The organism is Rahnella rivi (assembly GCF_019049655.1).
GTDB classification, from domain to species: Bacteria; Pseudomonadota; Gammaproteobacteria; order Enterobacterales; family Enterobacteriaceae; genus Rahnella; species Rahnella rivi.
Genome location: NZ_JAFMOX010000055.1, coordinates 117690 through 138304, shown reverse-complemented (window position 1 = coordinate 138304; position 20615 = coordinate 117690). Strand labels below are relative to the sequence as shown.

Annotated in this window: 14 protein-coding genes; 10 read left to right on the top strand and 4 right to left on the bottom strand. The window is 52.6% G+C overall.

Features of this window, described 5'->3' with window-relative positions:
- Window positions 1-206: 206 nt before the first annotated feature.
- A complete protein-coding gene (locus J1779_RS09515) occupies window positions 207-5447 on the top strand; it encodes an RHS repeat domain-containing protein (protein ID WP_217203641.1) in 5241 nt (1746 codons plus the stop codon).
- Window positions 5448-5564: 117 nt separating this feature from the next.
- Here the strand turns inward: J1779_RS09515 and tpx are convergent, their stop codons facing one another.
- Complete coding sequence (tpx, locus tag J1779_RS09510; RefSeq protein WP_122095227.1) at window positions 5565-6068, bottom strand: thiol peroxidase; 504 nt, start codon at window positions 6066-6068, stop codon at window positions 5565-5567.
- A 137-nt stretch (window positions 6069-6205) separates the two neighbouring features.
- On the opposite strand from tpx, the gene ycjG reads away from it, so the two are divergent.
- Window positions 6206-7183: an L-Ala-D/L-Glu epimerase gene (ycjG, locus tag J1779_RS09505; RefSeq protein WP_217203640.1), complete on the top strand. Its 978-nt coding sequence runs from the start codon at window positions 6206-6208 to the stop codon at window positions 7181-7183.
- Between the two features lie 127 nt (window positions 7184-7310).
- Complete coding sequence (locus tag J1779_RS09500) at window positions 7311-8945, top strand: ABC transporter substrate-binding protein (RefSeq protein ID WP_122095231.1); 1635 nt, start codon at window positions 7311-7313, stop codon at window positions 8943-8945.
- A 70-nt stretch (window positions 8946-9015) separates the two neighbouring features.
- On the opposite strand, the gene J1779_RS09495 is transcribed toward J1779_RS09500, so the two are convergent.
- Complete coding sequence (locus J1779_RS09495; protein WP_056770360.1) at window positions 9016-10221, bottom strand: MFS transporter; 1206 nt, start codon at window positions 10219-10221, stop codon at window positions 9016-9018.
- A gap of 101 nt (window positions 10222-10322) precedes the next feature.
- Here J1779_RS09495 and J1779_RS09490 point away from each other — a divergent pair, with 101 nt between their 5' ends.
- The 3 genes from J1779_RS09490 (at window position 10323) to J1779_RS09480 (ending at window position 13293) form a co-directional block, all read left to right on the top strand.
- Window positions 10323-11255 (top strand): LysR family transcriptional regulator, encoded by a 933-nt coding sequence (locus tag J1779_RS09490; RefSeq protein WP_056770362.1) that lies wholly within the window; start codon window positions 10323-10325, stop codon window positions 11253-11255.
- A 95-nt stretch (window positions 11256-11350) separates the two neighbouring features.
- Window positions 11351-12334 carry a zinc transporter ZntB gene (gene zntB / locus J1779_RS09485; protein WP_056771922.1) on the top strand — a complete coding sequence of 328 codons (984 nt, stop codon included), beginning with the start codon at window positions 11351-11353 and terminating at the stop codon, window positions 12332-12334.
- 281 nt (window positions 12335-12615) lie between these two features.
- The gene (locus J1779_RS09480) at window positions 12616-13293 is read left to right on the top strand and encodes a hypothetical protein (protein ID WP_217203639.1); all 678 of its coding nucleotides are present in this window, start codon (window positions 12616-12618) and stop codon (window positions 13291-13293) included.
- Window positions 13294-13352: 59 nt separating this feature from the next.
- Here J1779_RS09480 and ttcA read toward each other — a convergent pair whose 3' ends face one another.
- On the bottom strand, window positions 13353-14279 hold the full coding sequence (ttcA, locus tag J1779_RS09475) for a tRNA 2-thiocytidine(32) synthetase TtcA (protein WP_122095625.1): 927 nt from the start codon (window positions 14277-14279) through the stop codon (window positions 13353-13355).
- Window positions 14280-14508: 229 nt separating this feature from the next.
- Here ttcA and J1779_RS09470 point away from each other — a divergent pair, with 229 nt between their 5' ends.
- Both J1779_RS09470 and J1779_RS09465 read left to right on the top strand, forming a co-directional pair.
- Window positions 14509-14742 (top strand): YgdI/YgdR family lipoprotein, encoded by a 234-nt coding sequence (locus J1779_RS09470; RefSeq protein ID WP_056770372.1) that lies wholly within the window; start codon window positions 14509-14511, stop codon window positions 14740-14742.
- 33 nt (window positions 14743-14775) lie between these two features.
- Entirely contained in the window at window positions 14776-15003 is a 228-nt protein-coding gene (locus J1779_RS09465; protein WP_056770375.1) for a YgdI/YgdR family lipoprotein, read from the top strand.
- Window positions 15004-15083: 80 nt separating this feature from the next.
- Here the strand turns inward: J1779_RS09465 and J1779_RS09460 are convergent, their stop codons facing one another.
- The gene (locus J1779_RS09460; RefSeq protein WP_056770378.1) at window positions 15084-16892 is read right to left on the bottom strand and encodes a sodium:solute symporter family transporter; all 1809 of its coding nucleotides are present in this window, start codon (window positions 16890-16892) and stop codon (window positions 15084-15086) included.
- A 291-nt stretch (window positions 16893-17183) separates the two neighbouring features.
- Here J1779_RS09460 and J1779_RS09455 point away from each other — a divergent pair, with 291 nt between their 5' ends.
- Window positions 17184-18476 (top strand): alginate lyase family protein, encoded by a 1293-nt coding sequence (locus J1779_RS09455; protein ID WP_238485122.1) that lies wholly within the window; start codon window positions 17184-17186, stop codon window positions 18474-18476.
- On the top strand, window positions 18473-20602 hold the full coding sequence (locus J1779_RS09450) for a heparinase II/III domain-containing protein (RefSeq protein ID WP_217203638.1): 2130 nt from the start codon (window positions 18473-18475) through the stop codon (window positions 20600-20602). The genes J1779_RS09455 and J1779_RS09450 overlap by 4 nt, the downstream gene beginning before the upstream one ends.
- Window positions 20603-20615 lie beyond the last annotated feature (13 nt).

The following is a 20615-nucleotide window of genomic DNA, read 5'->3' as shown; positions in this document are numbered from 1 at the left end:
ACCGCAAATTAAACCTAAGTAAGCTTCTTACTTAGGTTTTTTTATTCATTAACCTGCGGAATCTCCGGCGTTCTTCATCAGAATATTCACAGTATGTTGTGTGGTTGACAGGCGATATAAAAAATATCGTGATCATGACATTTCTCCTTAAAGTAATAAATGACAGTTCATTGCCTCAATCATTTATTAAATAAAAGGAATTTATAATGGATACCTTATCAGCATCAGTGATATCGGCAGAAAAAGAAAACAGTCATGTTCCTGCATCAGATAAACGCGTATTACAGGGCACAAACGACGGACAGGAATTTAGTCAGTCGGATGCTTTGTCATTTGCCAGCTTCCGCCGGGGGAGCGTTGACCCGCGCACCGGAAGTTTTAATTATACAATTCCTATCGCCAGGATCACCGGAAATAGCCGGAGAGGGCCGTCGCTGCAACTTTCATTGAAACATAATCATTTCTCCAGCAGAAATGAAGGTTTTGGTGCCGGCTGGTCGCTGGGGTTGAGTAAGTTTTTCAAAGATAATGACCGGATGAAACTGCTGTTAAAAGACGGAAGAATTATCGATCTTAAAGAAAAGAATGGGACTTACCTTGTCGAAACGGTTGATCTGAAGAATTTCATATTGACTAAACTCACCGGTTCAGACAATGGTTACAAAATAGCGTATAAAGACGGCTCAACGGAGATATTAAAACCCGTCACATCAGATAATAAATTTGTTTATGTGACGGAAATAATACAGGAGGATGGGTATAAATTAACTATTGACTATGATTTCAAAGAATCTGTTTCTCTGGAGCCCTTTGTCAGACGAATTTATGATGAGTCAGGAGAAGAGTTAATCTCTGTCTCCCGTAACGGCACCAACATAAGATATAACGTTATCATTGAAATTTTCAAAAGCATCAGTAATCTGGCCAGTAAACTTAACCTGACAATAAAAGAGGCGACCAGTAATTCGATTGAGTCCTGTCTCGCCATATCTGATAAAACCACCAATATATTAACATTTACTTATCTGCAGGGGGAGTATTTCAGGCTGATAAAAAAGGTTGAGAGTAATTTCTTTGGGCCCGCGACAGAAATCATCAGTTATGATATTCAGCTTGCTGCGCCGAAAGGCTCAACGTTCGCGACATTACCCGCGGTGAGTGCCTACCAGTTCACTATGGTTTCCCCGGCAACAGGAAAAACCAGTACAGAGGAGTATAAATACAGTTATGGTGAAAATATTTGGTCTAATAATTTTTTAGGCAATAATGGTGTGGCGGCATGGGATAAGAATGCTATCGATAATATTTATTCCTGCCGGGCAGATTATACATATTTTACGCAGCAAACATTATTTCTCGATAATGTAGAAGAGTGTAAAAGCAAATTTACCTATGATAAATTCCACCGCGTTATCAGAGAGGAGATTACCGTTTCACGTGTTGTCGCCCCTGTCGTGGCGCAAACTATTACCACTCAATACATTTACTCAGGTAACGTTTCAGAAACCTATTCTTCACTGCCCGCCACCTATAAACTTCCTGTTTCGATCAGAAAAGACTATGTCGAGAAAGATGACCAGGACAGCCATATGAGATCGGAAACCTCTTCGTTCACCTATGACCAATACGGTAATATAGAAACCCATAGCGACAGTGGCGGGGTGTCAATAGATTACATCTATTATCCTGCCGCAGGTATGACAGGTAAATGCCCAAAGGATAAGAATGGGTTTGTCCGCCATCTGTATTACAGTAATAAATACCAGAATGATTTGTCAGTGGATTCGGTGGAAAACACCTACACCTATCTCTCTTTGCAGGTAAAAGAGGGGTATGACTATGTAGTGGAGAACAGTGAAACGGAAAGAAAAATAATTTCGATGCACTGGAGCGATAACTTTAAAAAAGTGGTTAAAACTTACTATGGCATGGATGAAAAGAATGTGTTCAACCGGGGTAAGTTAAAAAATACAACGTTAATTATAAATGGTCAGGAATGCATGACCATAAGTCATGATTATTCGCTGAGTAAGACTGGGAATGAATTCATTATAAGTACGACGCAAAAAGGGGCTGACGGTAAACAGTTTGTGTATTCAGAGACGGCGATGACCCGGACCGGGTGGCCGGTTTGCATGACTGATGCATTGGGAGTGAAGACGACCCTGACTTACGATAATGTCGGGCGCATCGTATCTGCGACCAGAGCCGAAGGAACCCCTTATGAAAGCACAACGAATTACAATTATGCTTATGATCCCATAAAAAACTTTTTCTCGAAGACCACGCAGGCCCCTATGTCGGGCAGGGTGACTGAAACCTATGACGCGCTCGGTAATGTGGTTAAACAGGTCATAGACAATAACGTCATCTATATTGCTGATTTTAATACCCGGTCACAGTTATTATCAGAAGTTAATTATGACTATGATGTCCCCCTGTTAAATAATAAATACGATGAACTGAGGATGACTGAAAATTATCTCTATGATGCATTGGGTAATGTGCGTGAAGTGAGAAAAAATGACGCCACCGTTCACTTTAGTCGATTTAACATCGGAGATGCAGTACTGACGGAATACGTAAAAGCGCCTGACAGGAATGGTTATTACTGTTATGAAGAAAATGAATATGATCGCAGATGCGGGCTCCCTCTCAGTTCTACAGATTACAATAAAGATGGAAAAACCAGAGCATTGCAGAAGAACTATTATTATGATGCTTTCCATCGGGTAAACAAAATCTCCTCCAAAGATGCCGTCAACGGCTCCACGTTCGTCGAAAATTATGAGTATGATTTTTTCGACCGGCCAATAACACGAATAGAAAGCGGGGAAGAGGGCACTTGCCGGACAACGGCAATGCAGTATTGGAATTATGGTCAGGAAAGTAAGCTGACGCAAATTTCTGTCGATAATGTCCCTGTTGGTTATCAGACCTTTGATATATTAGGTCGCCTGATAGAGCAGGATCGTAACCCGGCGAAGAAAAACGCATTCACCACTCGCTACAAATATAAGGACAACTGCACGTCAGCTTATGAAAAAATCACCCCTGACGGCAACGTGATTAACTATGTTTACATCCCTGAACTGGATCTTCTTCCTGCTGAAATAACCATGCCGGGAAATAAAGAAAGTTTTAGTTATGTCTATGACAAAGACACGGTCAAACTGGTGGAGGAAATGCATAAGACAGCCTCTGGTGAATCCATTCGCACGCTTGAGTATGACAACCAGCAAAGACTTATTAGCGAAGTGTTTTCATATAATCCAGGGAAGATCAGTGGTCAGAATGTTTTCACGTATACCTGTGGTGGCCGCTTAACTTCTGTCACTAAATTATTAACGGGGCAGCCGACCCAGACAACCCACTACCGGTATGATGATAATGGACGTCTGGCCGCGCTTTCAGCAGGGCATGACAATGAAGCCGATCTTGAAATAGAGGTGTTATACCTTGCAGGCAATTATCCGTCACTCATCAGGTATCAGTTGATTCAGTCTGACAGAAAAATTGTAAAATACAGTATGCAATTGAATTATGACCATAAGTTTAGAATAAGTGAAAAACGTTACTATGACAGTGCCGGAAATCTTATCTCTAAAAACGCTGAAAAATTCAATGGTGCAGGGAAAGTCACAAGCAAAGAGGTTTTTGTTAAGCCTGATAAAAAAAGCATGACGAACTTTAAGTTTGATTACCTTGGGCGTTTAATCCATGCGGCAATAGAAGATTCATCCACTCAATATCCTCTGGATCTGAATGCGGAAGAGGTCAGTCAGTTCGATTATCAGTACGATAACTTTGACAATATGACATCCAGCAAAGCCACCGAAAGATACTCGGGATACGTCAATGAAACCCGCTATTCCTACGCAGGGAAAAATCCCTTTGAGCTGACTTCTGCGTTACTGAACGGAAAGAGTCCCCGTAGCCCTTTGCTACTTACCTATGATGCTGCCGGAAATGTGATTAAGAAAAAAGCCGGTAATATGGAGGCAGTGGAATACCAATACGATGCGTTTAATAAATTAATGAAATCCACCGCCGCCAGTAATACCACGTCTTTACGTTATGATGGCAGCGGTAATATGCAAAGCCTGGGGCTGAGCATAGGCAGCAGCGAGGCCCAGTCCCGCAAAAGTCACTATCATTACAGTAATGGCGTTTTTGATGTGTCAGAAAGAAAACAATCACCTGATGCACGTAGTCAGGATATTGCGACCTATATTAAAAGTCCTGTGGGTACTGAGGCCATCAATATTCTCAGTGGCAGTTCAGGCGCCTATAAAAAAGAACAAAATTTATTGTTAAGCGATCGTCTTGGCTCTGTCTATGCTGAACTGAAGGATTCCGGTACGGACAATATTACGCCTTTAACTTATACGCCTTACGGCCATTTGTTAAACGGTGCAGCAATACCTGCTTATGATCCCGTACGTTTTGCCGGAGAAAAATATGATGATCTTACCGAGTTATATCATTTAGGAAACGGAACCCGTTCTTATGATCCTCTCCTCATGCGTTTCATGCAGTACGATTCGATGAGTCCCTTTGGCGAGGGGGGCATAAACCCTTACAGCTATTGTGGCGGTGACCCTGTTACGTTCTCTGACCCTTCCGGGCATGGTCGTGATGTGGCGATTATGTTCGCCGCAATGGGATTGGTATTTTCGTTGCTGTTTCTGGGGCTGGGCGTGTTGGCACTACTGGGTGGGGCGGCACTCTTGCTGGGGGGAATTGCGGTGGCTGCCGGAGTTTTGGGCACAACAGGCAGTGCGCTGGGCGTGGCTGCTGCCGCGGTCGAAGATGAGGAACTCTCGCAAAAATTATCCATCGCCAGCGGGGTCTTCACAGGGGCATCTTTGGCATTAGGTTTATTCCCGGCATTATTATTTGGCGGTCATAAATTATCGTGGAAATTAATCCAAGCCTTCTCAAAGGGCCGGGTCTTTCAGGCAAGGTTGCAGAATGTCAGATTTTATCCTGGTGCCAGTTATCGTGTATCTATGCCGTTTAAATATAACAATCAGTCAGTCAGGCTCGTGAATGCCCATGGGAATGGGGATAGAGGGTTGTTATCTCATGCCGTCGAAAATACGTCTCATCCGGGTCAATGGGTCGACAAACCGGTTTCTGTCGATGAGTTTGCACAATTCACCAAAAATATTTTGGTCAATGAACTGAGGGACAACGATAGCGCACTCTTTATAACCGCCTGTGGTGGCTCACAAGCCGGTGCGAACAGTAACGCCCAAAGTTTGGCTAATTGTATGAACCGACGTGTTTATGCATTTCCGTCAGGCGTAGTTTCCTCCCATATTCAGGGATCTATGGCTGACGCGAATGTGACCTATTATGGCGTACCGTGGTTTGCAAAACCTAAATTGTTCAGCCCGGTCACTGCGGGGGGGAATGCAATACCTATGTTACCGCTGGCGTGAATATCTAAAAAAACCAGCCCGCTATTTCCCGATATTAAGATGAGGTAACGGCAGGGAGTCTGAATAAAAACGCACCGTACAATATAATGTCGGTGCGTTTTTTTTAAATCAGGCTTATTACTTTAATACTGCCAGCGCAGACTCATAGTCTGGCTCGGTGGTGATTTCGTTAACCAGTTCGCTGTACAGCACGTTGTCCTGACCATCCAGAACCACAACCGCACGGGCAGTCAGGCCAGACAGCGGGCCTTCAGCGATAGCCACGCCGTATTCAGATTTGAAGTCGCCGCCGCGCAGAGTGGAAAGTGTGACCACGTGGGTCAGGCCTTCCGCACCGCAGAAGCGGGATTGTGCAAACGGCAGATCGGCAGAAATGCACAGCACAACGGTGTTGTCGATTTCGCCTGCCAGTTGATTGAATTTACGCACGGACGCGGCGCATACGCCGGTATCAATGCTCGGGAAAATGTTCAGGACTTTACGCTTGCCCACGAAGCTGCTCAGGCTGACATCAGAAAGGTCTTTAGCGACCAGAGTGAAAGGCTTGGCGACGTCGCCTTTTTGCGGGATTTTACCTGCTACGGTAACCGGGTTGCTCTGAAAGTGTACTGTCTGGGTCATGATGTATTCCTATGTCCATTGGAGTCAAACGGCTTTCAGTTTAGGGTAACAATTGTAGGTTGGATATAGATTATTTGCTAAATAGTTGTATACATTGAATGTATGCCGTCGGGCATTGATCCATTTAGGGAGCCTCTATGAGAAGTGTTCGCTTTTATCCGGAAGCCTGGCCGTTACATACCGCCTTTGTTATCTCTCGTGGCAGCCGCACCGAAGCGCGGGTGGTGGCGGTTGAAATTGAAGAAAACGGCATTCGCGGCGTGGGTGAATGCACGCCGTATGCGCGTTATGACGAAAGTGAGGCGTCGGTGATGGCGCAAATCGCCAGCGTCGTGACCGCCATCGAACAGGGTGCGCATCGCGAAGAGTTGCAACATTTACTGCCCGCCGGTGCCGCGCGAAATGCGCTCGATTCGGCGTTATGGAATCTGGAAACACAAACCAGCGGCCTGAATTTGTGGCAGCTCACCGGTACGGAGCCTCTCGCCTCGTTGAGTATGGCGCAAACCGTCAGCATCGGTACGCCGGAAGAGATGGCCGAAGCCGCGCTGGCATTGCAGAAAAAGGGCGCGACGCTGCTGAAAATCAAACTCGATGACCGGCTGATTGCCGAGCGTCTTGTGGCTATCCGTACCGCCGTGCCCAATGCGTCGCTGATTGTTGATGCCAACGAAGCCTGGCAAAGTGACGGGCTGGCCGAGCGCTGCCAGCTGCTGGCCGATCTCGATATTCTGATGCTCGAACAGCCGCTGCCTGCGGGGGAAGATTCGGCGCTGGAAAACTTCATCCATCCGCTGCCGATTTGCGCCGATGAAAGCTGCCATACCGTCGAAGGGTTACCGGCGCTAAAAGGGCGCTACGAAATGGTCAACATCAAGCTGGATAAAACCGGCGGGCTGACCGGCGCACTGCGTCTGGCGCAGGAGGCACGCGCGCTGGGCTTTGAGATCATGCTTGGCTGCATGTTGTGCACGTCCCGCGCGGTTCGCGCCGCTTTACCGCTGACGGCTGGCGCGAAGTTTATCGACCTCGACGGTCCGACCTGGCTGGCGCAGGACGTTGAGCCGCCCATGAAGTTCCATTGTGGCGGGATCGACGTCGCGGGATCTGCCTGATTTTACGGCGGATGTCGCACTTTTGTGCGCGGGGGCAAAACTGGAGCGAATTCTTATAGGGGATGAATTGAAGAAATGATACAACTCCTTCATTGCTCATAGTTTTTATGAATGTCAGGAGAAATTCATGCCGCAGGGAAAATCGCTTCCGCGTCTCTCATATTCCGTCTGTGCAGCGTTAGTCGCACTGAGCTTCGGCCCGGCTAACGCCGCAGACGTTCCCGCCGGAACACAACTGGCCGCCAGACAAGAAATCGTCCGGCATATCAAAGACGAGCCAGCCTCACTGGATCCGACCAAAGTGATCGGCCTGCCGGAAGCGCAGGTGGTGCGTGATCTTTTCGAAGGGCTGGTCAGCCAGGACGCTCACGGAAAAAACATTCCGGGCGTCGCTGAAAGCTGGCAGAACCAAAATAATCAGGTGTTTATCTTCAACCTGCGCAAAGACGCTAAATGGTCCAATGGCGATCCGGTGACCGCACAGGATTTCGTTTACAGCTGGCAGCGTCTGGTGGATCCCAAAGGCCTCTCGAGCGGCGCGTGGTTCGCCGGGCTTGCCGGAATCCAGAATGCGGATGCGATCATCGCCGGTAAAATGCCGACGGATAAGCTCGGGGTGACCGCCATCAGCCCGACGCAGCTGCGCGTCACGCTGGATAAACCGGTGCCTTATTTTGTCAGCCTGCTGGCAAACTTCAGCCTGTTCCCGGTGCATAAAGCCACGGTGGAGAAATATGGCGAAGACTGGACCAAGCCCGGCAATCTGGTGGGGAACGGTGCTTACGTGCTGAAAGCGCGCGTGGTGAATGAAAAGCTGGAACTGGAACCCAATCCGCATTACTGGGATCACGCCCGCACCGTGCTGACCAAAGTGACCTTTGTTCCCATCAACAAAGAGTCCAACGCCACCAAACGTTATCTGGCCAATGATATCGACATCACCGAGTCCTTCCCGAAAGATCAGTATAAAAAACTGATGCATGATATTCCGGGGCAGGTGTACACGCCGTATCAGCTCGGCACGTACTACTACGCATTTAATACCCGCCGCGCACCGACCGATGACGCCCGCGTGCGCCTGGCGCTGTCGATGAGCATTGATCGCAGCGTGATTGCCGATAAGGTGCTGGGCACCGGTGAAAAACCGGCGTGGCATTTTACGCCTGATGTGACGAACGGGTTTACGCCGGTGAAAAGCGAAATGCAGCAATATTCGCAGGAAGAACTGAATGCGCAGGCCAAAGCGCTGCTGGCGGCGGCGGGTTACGGCCCGGCCAAACCGTTGCATCTGACGCTGCTGTACAACACCTCAGAAAGTCATCAGAAGATTGCGATTGCCGTCGCCTCAATGTGGAAAAAGACGCTGGGTGTGGATGTTAAACTGGTGAATCAGGAATGGAAAACCTACATCGACAGCCGTAACACCGGCAATTTCGACGTGATCCGCGCCTCGTGGGTGGGAGATTACAATGAAGCCTCGACGTTCCTGTCGCTGCTAACCTCAACGCACAACAGCAACATCAGCAAATTCAGCAACGCCGACTACGACAAAGCCATCGCCGACGCCAGCCGTGAAACTAACGACGCGCGCCGTAATGACGATTACAACAAAGCCGAACAAATCATCGCCGAACAGGCACCGATCGCGCCGATTTATCAGTACACCAACGGCCGCCTGATCAAACCCTGGGTGAAGGGTTATCCGATTGAAAACCCTGAAGACGTGGCTTACAGCCAGGAAATGTACATCATCAAGCATTGATGACTGAGCCTTCAGAAATGCCAAAAGCGCCCCGACATCAGGGCGCTTTTTTTATGTGTCAGCGATCGCTTTACCCGTTGCGGCTGATCAAACGCACGATAAGCGCCGCGGCGGCGGCCACCGTTGCCAGCAGCACGACGCCCGCCCAGCCGCCCGCCTCGAGGGCTTTACTGCCGAGCGCCGCACCCGCCGACATGCCGATAAACACCACGGTGAACAGCAGCGCATTAAGACGGCCACGCGCGGCAGGTTCAAGGCCGTAAACCAGGGTCTGATGGGCCACCAGAGTGGCCTGGATCCCTAAATCAAAGCCGACCGCGCTGAGCACAATTAACGCCAGTTGCGCATGGGGCGACAACAAGGGCAGCAGAAACATCGCGGCAAAGGAAACCATCACCAGTGCCGCGCCGATTTGCGTCACCCTGGCCGGGCCTTTTTTGTCCGCTAATGCCCCGGCCAGCGGCGCTGCCAGCGCACCGGCGGCACCTGCAAGACCAAAAGCTCCGGCAACGGCGCTGCCCAGGTGATACGTGTCATTAAGCATGATGGCGAGTGTGGACCAGAACGCACTGAACGCCACGGAGAGCAAACCCTGAGCCAGCGCGGCACGGCGCAGCGTTTTATAGTGTTTCCACAGACCAAACATCGAGTGCATCAGCGCGGCATAGCTGATGCGCGTCGCAGGGGTAAAGCGGGGCAGCACGCGCCACAGCGCAAAACCTATCAGCGCCACGCTGATTGCCGCGAGCTGATACATCACCCGCCAGCCAAAATATTCAGCCACAAACCCGCTTACCACGCGGGAGAGCAGGATCCCGACCAGCAATCCGGTCATCACCGTGCCCACCGTTTTACCCCGCTGTGCCGCCGGCGCGAGGTGCGCTGAGGCGGGCACAATATCCTGTGCCATGGTCGCGCCAATGCCGGTGATGAGGCTCGCCGCCAGCAGCCCGTGAATACCGGGCACAAACCCGCACAGCAGCAGCGCGGCGGCCAGCAAAATGCTTTTCAGCAAAATGATCGTGCGGCGATCATGACGGTCACCCAGCGGGATCAGAAACAAAATGCCCAGTGCGTACCCTGCCTGCGTCAGCGTGGGTATCAGGCCCACTGACGTTGTGCTGGCATGCAGATGGCTGCCCATAATCCCCAGCATCGGCTGGCTGTAATAAATCGAGGCCACACTCAGACCGGCTCCCGCCGCCAGAGTAAAAATGATTTTGCCTGACAGGGCAGATTCGGGTTCTGCCGGTTTTGCAGCAATAATATCGGACATTATGTATTCCTGAGTGAATGAGGTAACCAGGAATGCATTCTTCACCTGAATGGTTATGAGTGGTAGGCTGCAGTAAGGTAAAACTGTTATACGCGGGACGTATGAATACACCTCTCACCAGCGGCATTGACCGCATCGATCTGATGCAAACATTTATCCGGATTGTCGAAAGCGGCAGCCTTTCGGCGGCGGCCATTCAACTGAGCACCAGCCAGCCGACCGTCAGCCGCAGGTTGCAGTCGCTGGAACGCCTGCTGGGCGCAAAACTCATCCTGCGTACCACCCATGCGATGAAACTCACCGACGACGGCGAACGCTGTTATCAGCAGGCAAAATTATTACTCGAACACTGGGCGGCGCTGGAAGATCAGCTGAGCGGCGCGGGTGATGAACCGGTGGGCACGCTGCGCGTCCGTGCGCCCCATGCCTTTGGTCAGGATCAGATGATTGAACCGCTGACGCGCTATTTACAGCGCTATCCCAACGTGACGATTGACTGGATGCTCAATGACCGCACGCCGGATTTCCTGTCAGAAGATATCGACTGCGCGATCCAGGTGGGTAACGTAGCGGATCCGTCGATGGTGGCGATCCTGCTGGCAGAGGTCCCGCGGATTGTGGTGGCCACGCCGGAATTATTGCAGCAGCATCCGGTGACGCAGGTGAGCGAGCTGGGGCGGCTGCCGTGGATCGCGTTCAGCACTTTTTACCGCAATGAGGTGACGCTGCGTCACGACAGCGATGACATCACCGAAAGTTGTGTCATTTCGCCGCGAATGGCGACAGACAGCCTTTATGCCGTTCGCAAAGCCGCGCTCACCGGGCTTGGGGCGGCAATCGTCTCCGCGTGGGTGGTGAATGACGACATTGCCGAAGGGCGGTTGCAGCGGGTTCTGCCGGGCTGGAATGCCTTGCCGCTGCCGGTCTATCTGGTTTACCCCTACGCCACGTATTATCCGGCGCGGTTGCGCAAGTTCTTCGACGTCATGCGCAGTGTGATGCCCGAACTGGCAGAAATGCGGGTGGCCCTGTAACGTAACGTGGATAAATCACCACAGGGTTGAGTTTTTGAACTTCAGGCACTTAACGTTACACTGAACAGAATTTGAGAATGAAGGCGAGGAACATCGTGGAAGTCATCAAGGGAAAAGAACTACAGGTACCCGATGCTGTGTATTCCTTCCAGCTCGACGGTCAGGGCGGTGTGAATGATATCAGCGCGCAGTGCGTTGCCACGGAGGAAAAACCGTGCTGGCTGCATCTTGATTATACCCGCCCGCAGAGTGAAAACTGGATCAACACCACGCCTGTCTTGCCGGACGCCGTTCGCGAGGCACTGGCCGGTGACAGCGTGCGTCCGAAAGTCATCCGTATGGGCGAGGGGACGCTTATCACCTTGCGCAGTATCAATCTCAACGCGGATTCGCGGCCTGATCAGCTGGTCACCATTCGCGTGTATCTCACCGATAAAATGATCGTCTCCACGCGTCACCGCAAAGTGTTCTCCATGGAAGAGATGATCAATGACATGCAGCAGGGCAGCGGGCCGAAGAATACCGGCAGCTGGCTGGTGGAAATGTGTGATGCGCTGACCGATCACACCAGCGATTTTATCGAAGATTTGCACGACAAAATCATTGATATCGAAGATGACCTGATGGAACAACAGGTGCCGGAGCGCGGCCAGATGGCGTTGTTGCGTAAACAACTGATTGTTCTGCGCCGGTACATGGCTCCTCAGCGCGATGTGTTTTCCCGTCTTTCCAGCGAGCGTTTGCCCTGGATGAATGACGATGAACGCCGTCTGATGCAGGAAATCTCTGATCGTTTAGGGCGCGGGCTTGACGATCTCGACGGCAGCATCGCCCGCACGGCCGTGCTTTCTGACGAAATCAGTTCCCTGATGGCCGATTCCCTTAACCGCCGCACTTACACGATGTCGATGTTGGCGATGGTTTTCCTGCCGACCACCTTCCTGACCGGGCTGTTTGGCGTCAACCTTGGCGGGATCCCCGGCAATGAATCCCATTTAGGCTTTACGATTTTCTGTGTGTCGCTGGTCGTGCTGGTGGGCGGTGTGGCCTGGTGGCTGAAGAAAAGCCGCTGGCTGTAGTGCGTGTTTTGCTGAAAAAAAACCAAAAAAAAGCCGGTCATAAGACCGGCGTCGTTCGAATCAAAAAGTGCTATGCATTAATTCTAAAAATTTGGAAATAAGACAATATGGAGCACAACGCCCATCGCTTGACGTTGCATTCACCTGCGGAATGGATAGTGCACCGATTCAGCAGTTCCAATGTTGATTTGGCTCAATCTTTTTGAGGTTTATGTGCGGTTAGCTTTTTCAGAGGGCATTTTTGCCACAGGGCTCTCAACACTTGCGGTCAGGAGTTTGTCTTGCATACCGGAAAAATGATCCATCAGGCATACGAAGAGACGACCCGGCGGACGCTGAGTTTATGGCAGGCACATCCGCAGACGGGGGAGGTCAGATCCGCGCCTTTCTATCATCCCACCCGGCTGGCGATTACCAGCGGCAACCGGGCTGGCGCACCGATGGCGGGGTTATTAGCCCGCGCAGAACGCGCAGCGCAAGGCGATCCGCTGGCCGATATCGCGCCGCCCGAGGGTATGCACTTTACCTTTTTCGCCATCACACAGGCGTTGTATGAGCGGCCGGAAGAGGCAGAAGGTCTGGCGGAACTGACTGACATCTTCAGGCAGCATTGTGCGGGGCATGTGATGCGCATAAGCGATCTGCGGCTGGTGGCGCTGGCGGATCAACTTTTGCTGGCGGGCATTCCCGATGAGGAAAGTTTGCGGGTCAGGCAGTCGCTGGTGGAACATTTACTGGGGACGTCGTGGGCGGGAAAGATTAAAGATCGCTATCCGGGCGCGGCCATCCCGCAAATATTCTGGCACAGCACTTTGCTGCGCTACAGCGCTCAATATTTACCTTCCACCCTGCGGGATTTTTTCCACGAAAATCAGCATCAGCGGTTCGGCGAAATCAGCCTGCCGGTGAAACTGGTGATGACCAATTACAACTGGACCGACACCGTCGATTTGTGCTGAAAATGCAAAAGCCCGCACAGGCGGCGGGCTTTCAACTCTAAACGGTTAACGCCTGAAGATTATTTAATTTCCAACACGTTCAGACGCTCAACCACCGCGACGGTTTCATCGTCTTCCGGCTGCCAGCCGACCGGCTGCATCGGGATCTCTTCCCGGTCGAACGCCAGATCCCCGCCGTCTACCACGTCACTGCCGTGCTGAATCCCTTTAAAATCAAAAAGATTCATATCATTAAGATGTGAAGGCACCACATTTTGCATCGCGCTGAACATGGTTTCGATGCGACCCGGATACTTTTTATCCCAGTCTTTCAGCATGTCGCCGATCACCTGGCGTTGCAGGTTTGGCTGCGAACCGCACAGATTACAAGGAATGATCGGGTATTCACGGGCAATCGCGAAACGTTCGATGTCTTTCTCGCGGCAGTACGCCAGCGGGCGGATCACGATATGTTTACCGTCATCGCTCATCAGTTTCGGTGGCATACCTTTCAGCTTGCCGCCGTAGAACATGTTGAGGAATAACGTTTGCAGAATATCGTCGCGGTGATGGCCGAGCGCGATTTTGGTACACCCCAGCTCAGTGGCAGTGCGGTACAAAATGCCGCGGCGCAGACGTGAGCAGAGGGAACAGGTGGTTTTGCCTTCCGGAATCTTATCTTTGACGATCGCATACGTGTCTTCGGTGACAATCTGATACTCCACGCCCAGTTCCTGCAAATATTCCGGGAGAATATGCGCCGGGAAACCCGGTTGTTTCTGGTCAAGATTGACGGCAATCAGGGAGAAATTCACCGGGGCGCTTTTTTGCAGATTGCGCAAAATTTCCAGCATGGTGTAACTGTCTTTACCGCCTGACAGGCAGACCATAATGCGGTCGCCTTCTTCGATCATTCCGAAATCCGCAATCGCTTTACCCACGTCACGACGCAGGCGCTTTTGCAGTTTATCTATGTTGTATTTTTCTTTCTGAATTGGACTTGTCACAAATTTCTCTTTCGCAAAATCGCGGCGCACAGGCCGCCAGTGTCTATGCGCAGTAGGGTACGGATTTTGGTGCCTGCTGTCAGGTGGATTTTTGTGAAAACCCGCTTTTTTTGCGTCCAAAAAACAGCCAAAAAACTTCCGTTTGTCTGATTTTGGCCTGAATGTGAAATTCGTGACTATAGTTAATAGACTAATTGTTAAGTCAAAACCCCAATTCAGGAGGGAAGATATGAAAAGGAAAAACCTTATTGCCGCATCGCTGGCCGCCGTCTCAATACTGTTTGTTGCAGGCTGCGCCTCGAATCAGGCAATAAAAACGACGGACGGAAAAACCATCGTAACGGACGGAAAACCACAGGTCGATGACGATACCGGTCTGGTGTCGTACAAAAATGCAGAGACAGGTAAGACAGAGCAGATTAACCGTGATCAGGTTAAAAACATGAGCGAACTGGATAACTAATTTTTCAGGTCAACAATGACAAAGGAGAGAACGATGAACAGGAAATTGATTTTGCCACTTGCCGCATTAATCAGTGTCGCAGCGTTGTCAGGCTGCACCCGCACGAGTTATGCCATTCAGACGAATGATGCCCGTACCATCATCAGCGACGGAAAACCAAAAGAAGCTGAAACTGGCTTACTGGAATATACCGATGCAAATGGTGTGAAACAGCAAATCAGCAAAACTGAAGTCAAACAAGTGACGGAACTGCCAAAGTAATATCGCTTTATGTCTGTTTTTTCCGAAATCTCAACCCGCCTCACCAGGCGGGTTTTTTTATGGGTTAAACACGCCACGCCTTAGCGTTGCGACGCCACGATTTTGACCTTGTCTGCCGCCGCCGCTTTTTCTGCTTTAGCGGCATTCATGCCTTTTTCTGCGCTGCGGTGCAAAATCCAGCCGAAAACAAGAATCGACAGGGCGCAGAGCAGGAACAGAATCCGTCCCCACAGCGGGTTGGGCACCAGGACCATCAGCAGTAATCCGGCACCCATGTACATGGAGATCCGCCCTATTTTATCCCGTTGCAGGCGGTCGAATTCATCCTGTTCGTTGTCGGCATACACCGGGGTTTCCATGTCGATGAAGAACTGTTTGCGCTGGGTTTCGCGCGCCGTGTTGGCTTCGCGATAGAACAGGGTGGTCAGGCAGAAGAAGCCGCCGGTAAACACCAAATGCGAGAAGATGTTCCACATGATCGCCACATCCAGCAGCTCACGTGCGGTCAGCGTAATGCCGGCGAGCCGTGCGACGTCCGGCGCGGTAAACACATTGGCGACGATGTAAGACACGCACAGCCCGAACAATACGGTGACCCAACCCGCCCAGTCCGGCGTTTTACGGATAAACACCCCGAGGAACAGCGGCACCACGATCGGCGCCTGCATCAGCGTACCGACTTTCATCATCAGGTCGAACAGGCTGACGGTCTGCATCGTGTGCATATATTGCGCCACCAGAATCACCAGCACGCCGTTGACCACGCAGGCGATCTGGCCGACGCGCAGCTGATATTTGTCGCTGCGCTCGCCGTTGCGGTTGACGATCGGCGTCCAGAAGCTGCGCACAAAGATCCCCGAGTTACGGTTCAGCGCACAGTCCATCGACGACATGGTGGCGGCAAACAGCCCGGCCATCAGCAGGCCGACGGTGCCGAGCGGCATCGCGCGTTCGGCGAAAATCAGATACACCGCATCCGTGGCGTTTTTCCCCAGTTCAGGGTGTGCGGTGGCGGCGTCTGGATAAAGGATGGCCACCGCCCACGGCGGGATAAACCAGATAATCGTGCCGACCAGCATCAGCAACAGCGCAAACAGCGCGGCCTTTTTGGCATTGAAACTGTCTTTGGCATTCAGAAAACGATAGGAATCCTGGAGGTTATTGATGCTCTGCACATTTTTGATGAAAAAGAACAGGAAGCAGGCCACCAGAATCGAGATGTAATGCGGCCCGACGTCCGGCCCGGTGAAAAAGCCGGAAGGGAATTCAGTCACCAGTTTGACCGGTCCGCCGACTTTAAACAGCGCCACCACCGCGCAGGCGATGGAAATGATCGCCACCACCAGCGTCTGCACAAAATCGCTCGCCACCACGCCCCATGCGCCGCTCAGCAATGAAATCACCAGCACCACCACGCCGGTCACCCACAGCGTCAGCGTAATATCGTGCTTGAACACTGCGCTGGCAAACACCGCCAGACTGTTCAGCCACACACCGGCACTCAGAATGCTCAGCGGAATGATCATCCAGGTGAAAAACTGTTCGTTACCTTTGCCGAAGCGATGGTTGATCGCCTCTGTGGCAGTATCGACCCGTAACTGACGAAAGCGGGTGGCGAACCACCACCAGGCGATCAGGTAACCGAACACGTTACCGGCGAACACGCTGACCACGTTGAAGCCGTAACGGTAAGCCTGTCCGGCGGCACCGGTAAAAGTCCAGGCGCTGAACTGGATCATGAACGCGGTGGCGCCGACCATCCACCAGAGCATGCGTCCGCCGCCGCGAAAGTAATGGCTCGAGGAGCCGGATGCCATTTTCTTGAAGGCATAACTGATGGCGATCATTAAGACGAAGTAACCGATCATGACCAGAACATTGATATCCATTGTCGTTACTCTCTCGTTTGCAGGTGAGGTGTTTTTGGTTATGTATTGAGCAAGCGTAGAAGAGGGTGATGAAATTAAAAGTCCGACAAATAAGAAATGCTTAGTTTGTTATCGATTTGTGAAGCGGGTCACTTGTTGGGCGTATTGTGGCTTTTTAAGCCAATTCTGACTGGCGCTTCTCAGCATTCATTGCTTTATTTGTAGTACTAAAGCGAACATTCATTGTAATCCGGAGAACGCATGATGTTATTTCAGTGCCGTACCCTTGGGGTAAAAAAGCTCGCCGCCGCGATGGCGATGACATTTTGCTGCGCAGGCGCACTGGCGGCAGAACCGGCCTTTCTGAATACCGCACAGATGGACGTTGTGCGTCAGCAACTGCATGACAACACCGCCGCCCCGCAGACCTCAGACGCCTATCGGCAGTTGCTGGCGGCAGCGGATTCGGCGCTGAAAAAACCCAACCTCAGCGTGACCGATAAAGGTATGACGCCGCCCGGCGGCTCGAAACATGACTATCTCAGCCTGAGCGCCTACTGGTGGCCCGACGAGAGTAAATCCGACGGATTGCCGTGGATCCGCAAAGACGGTCACGTCAATCCGGCCAGCAAAAATGATCAGAGCGACGGTGTGCGGCTGGCGGATTTTACCGCACGGGTGCAGAACCTGACGCTGGCCTGGTATTTCTCTGGCGAACAAAAATACGCTGACAAAGCCGCCAGCCTGCTGCGCACCTGGTTTATCACCCCGCAAACCCGCATGAACCCGAACCTGAATTTCGCGCAGGGCGTGCCGGGGATCTCGCCGGGCCGCAACGCGGGTGTGCTGGACGGGCGTTATTTCTCCACCCGCATCGTCGATTCGCTGGTGCTGCTGCGCGGTAATCCGGCGTGGAGCGACAACGATGATCAGCAGCTACGCGCGTGGATGACGGAGTATCTGCACTGGCTTCAGGGCAGCAAAATCGCCAAAAAAGAGGGGCGGACTGAGAACAATCACGGCAACTGGTACGTTACGCAGGTTTCCGGCATCGCCTGGTATCTCGGCGATAAAGCGGTGATTGGCGAGATGGCGACGCTGATGAAAAGCAAACTCGACGTACAATTGCGCCCCGACGGCACGCAGCCCGCCGAACTGGCGCGTACCCGCTCCTTCCATTACAGCTATTTCAACCTGCAGGCGATCAGCATGATGGCGGTGCTGGCGCAGAAAAACGGTATCGATCTCTGGCATTACAAAACCCCGCAGGGCGGCAGCGTGCTCACCTCGCTGGATTTCATGGCGCGCTTTAGCGATCCCGCTGTGCCCTGGCCGTACAAATCCATCGATCAGATCCGGGTGCGCCCGCTGCCGTTACTTTCCTGGGCGGATAACGCCACCGGCCAGCAGCGTTATCAGCAAAAAATCCGCAGCGCGACCTTCACTTTACCGCCAGCGGATAACACTAAAAAAATGGCGGGCGGATATCACGAAGACGTCACCCGCGGTGCGGTGCGGGAGGCTGAACGCGAAACCTGGCTGCTTTCGCTGCCGTCGTTTGCCACCGGGTATGTCGCGCCTCAGCCACAGGAGAGCGGAAAATGAAACCCTGGCAGCCTTTGCTGATCTCCGCTGATGAAGCGGAAAAATTGCGTGCGGAAATTAACGCGGATTCTCTGGCGGGCGAGGCACTGCGCGGGCAGATTTCCGCGCTGGAGCATTACATGCTGAACGCACCGCAGATCCCCGGCCAGGGCGAGGCGGGCGGCCCGGAGCACGCGCAGCACAAACAAAATTATCTCTATATCCATCTCGCCGGTCGCCTGTTTCTGATCACCGGCGAGCCGCGTTACCGTGATTTCGCGCTGGCGCTGCTGACCGGCTATGCCGATATCTACCCCTCGCTTGGCAGCGCCACCAGCAAAGACAGCAATGCGCCGGGGCGGTTGTTCCACCAGACGCTGAACGAAAACATGTTCTGGTTGTATACCGTCGAAGGCTACCACTGCCTGATCCCCACGCTTGACGCCGGTCAGCGTGAACACATCGAAGTGGGCCTGTTCCGCGTGATGGCCGACGATGCGCTCAACCGGCACAGCAAAGATTTCGATATCGTGCACAACCACGGCATCTGGTCGGTGGCCGCTGCCGCTTTCAGCGGCTATGCCCTTGACTCTCCGTCACTGGTCGAAAAAGCCCTTTACGGGCTGAAAGGCGACAGCGACAGCGGCGGATTTTTCGCCCAGCTCGGCCAGTTGTTTTCACCGGACGGCTATTACATCGAAGGGCCGTATTATCACCGCTTTGCGCTGCGCCCGTTGCTGATGCTGGCGGAAATGATCGAACGCCGTCAGCCGGAATTACAGATTTACGCCTTCCGCGATCAGATCATCCGTAAAACCTGCGAAGCGCTGATGCAGACCGCGTTTCCCGACGGCATCTGGCCTGCGCTCAATGATGCTTCCAAAACCATGGGTATTGGCGACGAGGGCGCGGTGATCGCTGCCAGCGTCTGTTATCACCGTTATGCGCACAACCCGCAGTGGCTGGCCGTCGCCCGGCAGCAAAACACCGTCTGGGTCAGCCCGGCGGCGCTCGATTTATCGGCGGCGTTAAAAAATACGCCAGCCGTACCGGTGAGCTGGGGAAGTGTTGCCCTGCGCGACGGGCCGCAAGGTACGCAGGGCGGCCTAGGGATTTTGCGCACTCCCGGTCAGGAGATGGCGCTGATGTGGTACGGCCAGCATGGCAGCATTCCGCGTCTGCATTCGGCGCTCAACCACGGCCATTTCGACGGCCTGCATCTCAGCCTGTTCAGCCGCGGGCGCGAATATTTACGTGATTACGGCTTTGGCCGCTGGGTCAACGTCGAGCCGAAATTCGGCGGTCGCTATATTCCCGAGAACAACAGCTACTGCAAACAAACCGTCGCGCACAACACCGTAGTGGTGGATGAGCAGAGCCAGAACGGCGGGCACAGCCTGGAGGCCGAAACCCGCTGGGGCGAACAGCATTTCTTCGTGACCGATAACCCGGCAGGACAGGGCATGAGTGCGCGGCTGCATGACTATTACCCCGGCGTGGATCAGCAGCGCACCGTGCTGTTGCTGCAACTGCCGGAGTGCAGTGCGCCGCTTATCGTCGATGTTTTCCGTCTGATCAGTGCGCAGGCGCATCGCTATGATTACTGCCTGCATCACCTCGGCCAGTTTGTGCGCAGCGACGTGACGCTGGCGGTGGCAGAGCACCTGAAACCACTGGGTGAAAACCACGGTTATCAGCATCTGTGGGATTGCGCCCGCGGCCAGGTAGCAGCGGGAGAGTCGGCTTTATTCAGCTGGCTCGACGGCGATGCCTACCGCACGATGATCAGCGCCTTCCCGGACGGTGGCGAGCTGATTGTCGCCCGCACGGGAGCGCACGATCCTCATTTTAACCTGCGTAATGAACCGGCACTGTTGTTGCGAACCCACGGCAGCAGGGCGATTTTCGCCAGCGTATTTGAAACGCACGGCTATTTCGACGAGGCCAGCGAAACTTCGGTGGACGCGCGCGGAAAGGTTGAACGCGTCAGCGTGGTCAGCCATGACGATGAGCACACGGCACTGACTATCGGCTTTGCCTCACAGCGGACGCTGAGCGTTCGCATCAACAACCGCGCCGCGCCGACGTCTGCCAACGCGTTCAGCGTGGCGTGGCAACCCGACACACCTCTGAACATCCCTGAATAATGAAGGAGTCATC